The organism is Salmonella sp. SAL00672 (assembly GCF_046552175.1).
GTDB lineage: Bacteria > Pseudomonadota > Gammaproteobacteria > Enterobacterales > Enterobacteriaceae > Salmonella > Salmonella enterica.
The window spans coordinates 1-4,389 of sequence record NZ_JBGDUQ010000022.1; the positions used below are offsets into that span (position 1 = coordinate 1).

Genomic DNA, 4,389 nt, shown 5'->3' on the forward strand with positions numbered 1-4,389 from the left:
TCGTATTCAACGTGAGAAGTGTTGATGGTGATACCACGCGCTTTTTCTTCCGGCGCGTTATCGATCTGGTCGAATGCGCGAGCGGCACCGCCGTAGGTTTTAGCCAGTACGGTAGTAATGGCAGCGGTCAGCGTTGTTTTACCATGGTCAACGTGGCCGATAGTACCGACGTTAACGTGCGGTTTTGTACGTTCAAACTTTTCTTTAGACATCGATTGTCCCTCTAAGACACGGATAAATCGGTGATATCACCACATCAACCAGGCAACACGCCCGACTTGTTGAATGCTAATAAACAGAAGAGAAAAACAGGAAGGAGAAAAGAAGTGGTGCTGATAGGCAGATTCGAACTGCCGACCTCACCCTTACCAAGGGTGCGCTCTACCAACTGAGCTATATCAGCACATCTTGGAGCGGGCAGCGGGAATCGAACCCGCATCATCAGCTTGGAAGGCTGAGGTAATAGCCATTATACGATGCCCGCATCCTGGAACTCGGCTACCTGATTTTCATTCTGCACTGAATATCGAGAGAAACTCTCTTTATTCGAGCCGGTAAGCGAACTTATCGTCTCGGGCTGCGCCATCGCGCGGCCGAAAATGGTGGTGGGGGAAGGATTCGAACCTTCGAAGTCTGTGACGGCAGATTTACAGTCTGCTCCCTTTGGCCGCTCGGGAACCCCACCGGACTTGATGGTGCCGACTACCGGAATCGAACTGGTGACCTACTGATTACAAGTCAGTTGCTCTACCTACTGAGCTAAGTCGGCATCAAGTAGCGCGCATTCTATGGAGACCTGCGTGCTCATGCAACTAAAAAATTGCATAAAATGTTCTATCGCTCACATTTTGCGCTATAAAAGACAAAAATGCTCTAATTTCAAACAAGAGAGCATAAATTTTCGGCATTTTACCGACCGTCTGACCAGGATACGACGCGGCATTTCAACGTTCCGTCGATAGAAAGCAATCTTCTGTATCTGGTATATTCGTCACATTGCTTCTCAGGGATAGCTTTCACAGCGAGATTTTTTCTTATTATTCCTCCCCATCTGGTGTTACCCTCCTGCCCATTGTCCAAATTAACTTAAATGTGACGTGCCGTTGCATGTCAGGGATGGCCCTCGTTCATCGCTGAACTGATGTAGCAATAGCAGCCAGAAACATGCTTATGAGTATAAAAGAGCAATCGTTAATGACGCCTTACCTACAGTTTGATCGCAGCCAGTGGGCTGCGCTTCGCGATTCTGTGCCGATGACCCTGACCGAGGATGAGATCGCGCAGTTAAAAGGCATTAATGAAGATTTATCGCTGGAAGAAGTTGCAGAAATATATTTACCTCTCTCCCGTTTGCTAAATTTCTATATCAGTTCAAATCTGCGTCGTCAGGCTGTCCTGGAACAGTTTCTGGGCACTAACGGCCAGCGAATCCCTTACATCATCAGTATCGCGGGCAGCGTCGCAGTGGGTAAAAGCACGACAGCACGCGTTCTGCAAGCGTTGCTGAGTCGCTGGCCGGAACACCGCCGTGTTGAATTGATTACCACAGACGGCTTCCTCCACCCAAACCAGGTGTTGAAAGAACGCGGGTTAATGAAGAAAAAGGGGTTCCCCGAATCGTATGATATGCACCGACTGGTGAAATTCGTTTCTGACCTCAAGTCGGGCGTACCGAACGTGACGGCGCCAGTCTATTCTCATTTGATTTACGATGTTATTCCTGAAGGGGATAAAACCGTCGCTCAGCCTGATATATTGATTCTTGAAGGTTTGAATGTTTTACAAAGCGGTATGGATTATCCTCACGATCCGCACCATGTATTTGTCTCTGATTTCGTTGATTTCTCTATTTACGTTGATGCGCCAGAAGAACTTCTTCAGACGTGGTATATCAATCGCTTCCTGAAATTCCGCGAAGGGGCGTTTACCGATCCTGACTCTTATTTCCACAATTATGCGAAATTATCTAAAGAAGAAGCTGTTAATACAGCAGCTTCGCTTTGGAAAGAAATTAACTGGTTGAATTTAAAACAAAATATCTTACCTACGCGAGAACGTGCCAGCCTTATTATGACCAAGAGTGCTAACCATGCGGTGGAACAGGTAAGATTGCGAAAATAACAGAAAAAAGGGGAGTACCGACTCCCCTTTTTTACTATTCGGCGCTTCGCAGCGATATTTCTCCGCCCATCCAGGGTTTAATCACGCCATCCTGTTCAAGCAATAATGCGCCCTGAGTATCAATGCCGCGGGAAATACCAAATATTTCTTTGTCGCCAATAATTAGTTTTACCGGACGATCAATAAAATTATCCAGTTTTTTCCAGCGCGAAAGATAAGGAGAAAGTCCTTCTTGCTCAAAAAGCTCAAGCGCAGCACGTAACTTATAAATCAGCTTTGCGGCCAGCATATTGCGGTCGAGCGTAATTCCGGCCTCCTGCAACGTGATCCATCCCTGATTTATCACGTCCTCTTCTACGCGACGCATTGCCATGTTAATACCAGCGCCAATCACTATTTGTGCGGCATCGCCCGTTTTACCGGTTAACTCAACCAGAATGCCCGCCAGTTTGCGATCCAGTAGGTAAAGGTCGTTAGGCCACTTCACGCGAACTTTATCTGCGCCCAGTTCACGCAGCACTTCCGCCATCACAATTCCAATGACCAGACTCAAGCCTATTGCCGCCGCAGGCCCCTGCTCCAGACGCCAGTACATTGAAAGATATAGATTCGCGCCAAACGGTGAGAACCATTTACGCCCGCGACGACCACGCCCTGCCTGTTGGTATTCTGCTACACAGGCATCGCCTGAGCGCAGCTCACCAATTCGATCAAGTAAATACTGATTGGTTGAATCGATAACAGGCAATACCGCCACGTTTCCGCTATCCAGTTGGCTATGAATACGGTCAACATCCAGTAACTGGATGGGTTCCGGTAAGCTATATCCTTTCCCGGGAACGGTAAATACATCTACTCCCCAGTCGCGTAATGTCTGGATATGTTTATTAATCGCCGCGCGGCTCATTCCCAGCCGTTCACCCAACTGCTCGCCTGAGTGAAACTCTCCGTCGGCAAGTAGTGAGATCAGCGTCAGGGGAACGGTAGTATCTTTCATGCAATGCTCTCCACTGCGTTCACCTCTCCGAACTGACCAATAAAGCGAACCTCAGGCTCCAGCCAGACATTAAATTTTTCACCCACTTTTTGCCGGACATGATGCGCCAGCGCCACCACATCTTTACTTGTCGCATCATTCGCATTAATCAATACCAGCGCCTGTTGGCGATGCACCGCAGCGCCGCCAATGGTGACGCCTTTCAACTGACATTGATCTATCAGCCAGCCTGCCGCCAGCTTCACTGAGCCGTCTGCCTGAGGGTAATGCGGCGCGTTGGGAAATAGTTCTAACAGTTCCATAGCGATATCGGCTGCGACAACGGGATTTTTAAAAAAGCTGCCCGCATTGCCATTCACTTTAAGATCCGGCAATTTTGTGGTGCGCATATGGCATACAGCATCAAACACCTGTTGCGCGGTGACCGTTTTCGGGTCCAGACGAGTAAGATCGCCATAGGTCAACACCGGCTGCCATTGCTTTGACAAACGCAGACCCACCGCGACGATCGCAACGCGATCCTGATATTCATTTTTGAAGATACTGTCACGATAGCCGAAACGGCATTCCGCCGCGGACAAACGCAGACGTTTTCCCGTTTCCAGTTCAACGCAGTCAACGTAGTCGCAGACGCGCTGTAGTTCTACGCCATACGCGCCAATATTCTGTATAGGCGAGGAACCAACGCAGCCAGGGATGAGCGCCAGATTCTCCAGGCCGGGCATGTTGTTGTCCAGCGCGTAGCGAACCAGCTGATGCCAGTTTTCGCCTGCGCCGACGTGTAGGTGCCAGGCGTCCGCGGTTTCATTCACCTCAATGCCTTTCAGGCGGTTAAGGATCACGGTGCCGGCGTAATTTTCCAGAAACAGGACATTGCTTCCTTCACCCAGGATCATAACCGGCAGTCCCTCACGAGTTGCTTGCTGCCAGGCGCTCAGTAGTTGTTGTTCGTTTTCAGCGCATACGATGTGCTTTGCACAATGATCAATGCCGAAGGTATTCCAGGGTTTTAGGGAGTGGGTCATGGCTGCTTTCCTGATACTCAATCGGCAATAGTTTACCGTATCTGTGTTGGGAAGGCTTGTGGTTATATTGAGGGTAGATCGGCGCGTCCCTGTAGGCCGAATAAGGCGGAGCCGCCATCCGGCAGACTACAGATAAAACAAAAGGCCCTGTCTTCCGACAGGGCCTTTTGTTTTATTTGATGCCTGGCAGTTCCCTACTCTCGCATGGGGAGACCCCACACTACCATCGGCGCTACGGCGTTTCAC

General features: G+C 49.5%; 5 protein-coding genes and 4 tRNA genes. 2 read left to right on the forward strand and 7 right to left on the reverse strand.

All coding sequences use genetic code 11. The features are described from left to right. The 5 genes from ACLJTG_RS23575 to ACLJTG_RS23595 all read right to left on the reverse strand — a co-directional run. A partial coding sequence (locus tag ACLJTG_RS23575; RefSeq protein WP_000031661.1) for a GTP-binding protein occupies positions 1–212 on the reverse strand: 212 nt, incomplete at its 3' end. A gap of 115 nt (positions 213–327) precedes the next feature. Then, a tRNA-Thr gene (locus ACLJTG_RS23580) sits at positions 328–403 on the reverse strand. A 6-nt stretch (positions 404–409) separates the two neighbouring features. After that, a tRNA-Gly gene (locus tag ACLJTG_RS23585) sits at positions 410–484 on the reverse strand. Between the two features lie 116 nt (positions 485–600). After that, positions 601–685 (reverse strand) — tRNA-Tyr (locus ACLJTG_RS23590). 8 nt (positions 686–693) lie between these two features. Beyond that, positions 694–769, reverse strand: a tRNA-Thr gene (locus ACLJTG_RS23595). 19 nt (positions 770–788) lie between these two features. Between ACLJTG_RS23595 and ACLJTG_RS23600 the strand changes: the two genes are divergently transcribed. Together ACLJTG_RS23600 and coaA are read left to right on the forward strand one after the other, a co-directional pair. Continuing rightward, positions 789–962: a hypothetical protein gene (locus ACLJTG_RS23600; RefSeq protein ID WP_001621476.1), complete on the forward strand. Its 174-nt coding sequence runs from the start codon at positions 789–791 to the stop codon at positions 960–962. Positions 963–1,170: 208 nt separating this feature from the next. Next, the gene (coaA, locus tag ACLJTG_RS23605; protein ID WP_000023068.1) at positions 1,171–2,121 is read left to right on the forward strand and encodes a type I pantothenate kinase; all 951 of its coding nucleotides are present in this window, start codon (positions 1,171–1,173) and stop codon (positions 2,119–2,121) included. A 34-nt stretch (positions 2,122–2,155) separates the two neighbouring features. Here the strand turns inward: coaA and birA are convergent, their stop codons facing one another. Continuing rightward, positions 2,156–3,118, reverse strand: a complete 963-nt coding sequence (gene birA / locus ACLJTG_RS23610; protein ID WP_000655753.1) for a bifunctional biotin--[acetyl-CoA-carboxylase] ligase/biotin operon repressor BirA — start codon at positions 3,116–3,118, stop codon at positions 2,156–2,158. Next, the gene (gene murB, locus ACLJTG_RS23615) at positions 3,115–4,143 is read right to left on the reverse strand and encodes a UDP-N-acetylmuramate dehydrogenase (RefSeq protein ID WP_021000997.1); all 1,029 of its coding nucleotides are present in this window, start codon (positions 4,141–4,143) and stop codon (positions 3,115–3,117) included. Before murB ends, birA begins: the two co-directional genes overlap by 4 nt. Positions 4,144–4,389: the final 246 nt, after the last annotated feature.

Excerpts from the sequence above, each read along its gene's own strand:
- ACLJTG_RS23600 (WP_001621476.1), top strand. The coding sequence starts at position 789 with ATGGAGACCTGCGTGCTCATGCAACTAAAAAATTGCATAAAATGTTCT.
- murB (WP_021000997.1), bottom strand. The coding sequence starts at position 4,143 with ATGACCCACTCCCTAAAACCCTGGAATACCTTCGGCATTGATCATTGT.
- birA (WP_000655753.1), bottom strand. The coding sequence starts at position 3,118 with ATGAAAGATACTACCGTTCCCCTGACGCTGATCTCACTACTTGCCGAC.
- coaA (WP_000023068.1), top strand. The coding sequence starts at position 1,171 with ATGAGTATAAAAGAGCAATCGTTAATGACGCCTTACCTACAGTTTGAT.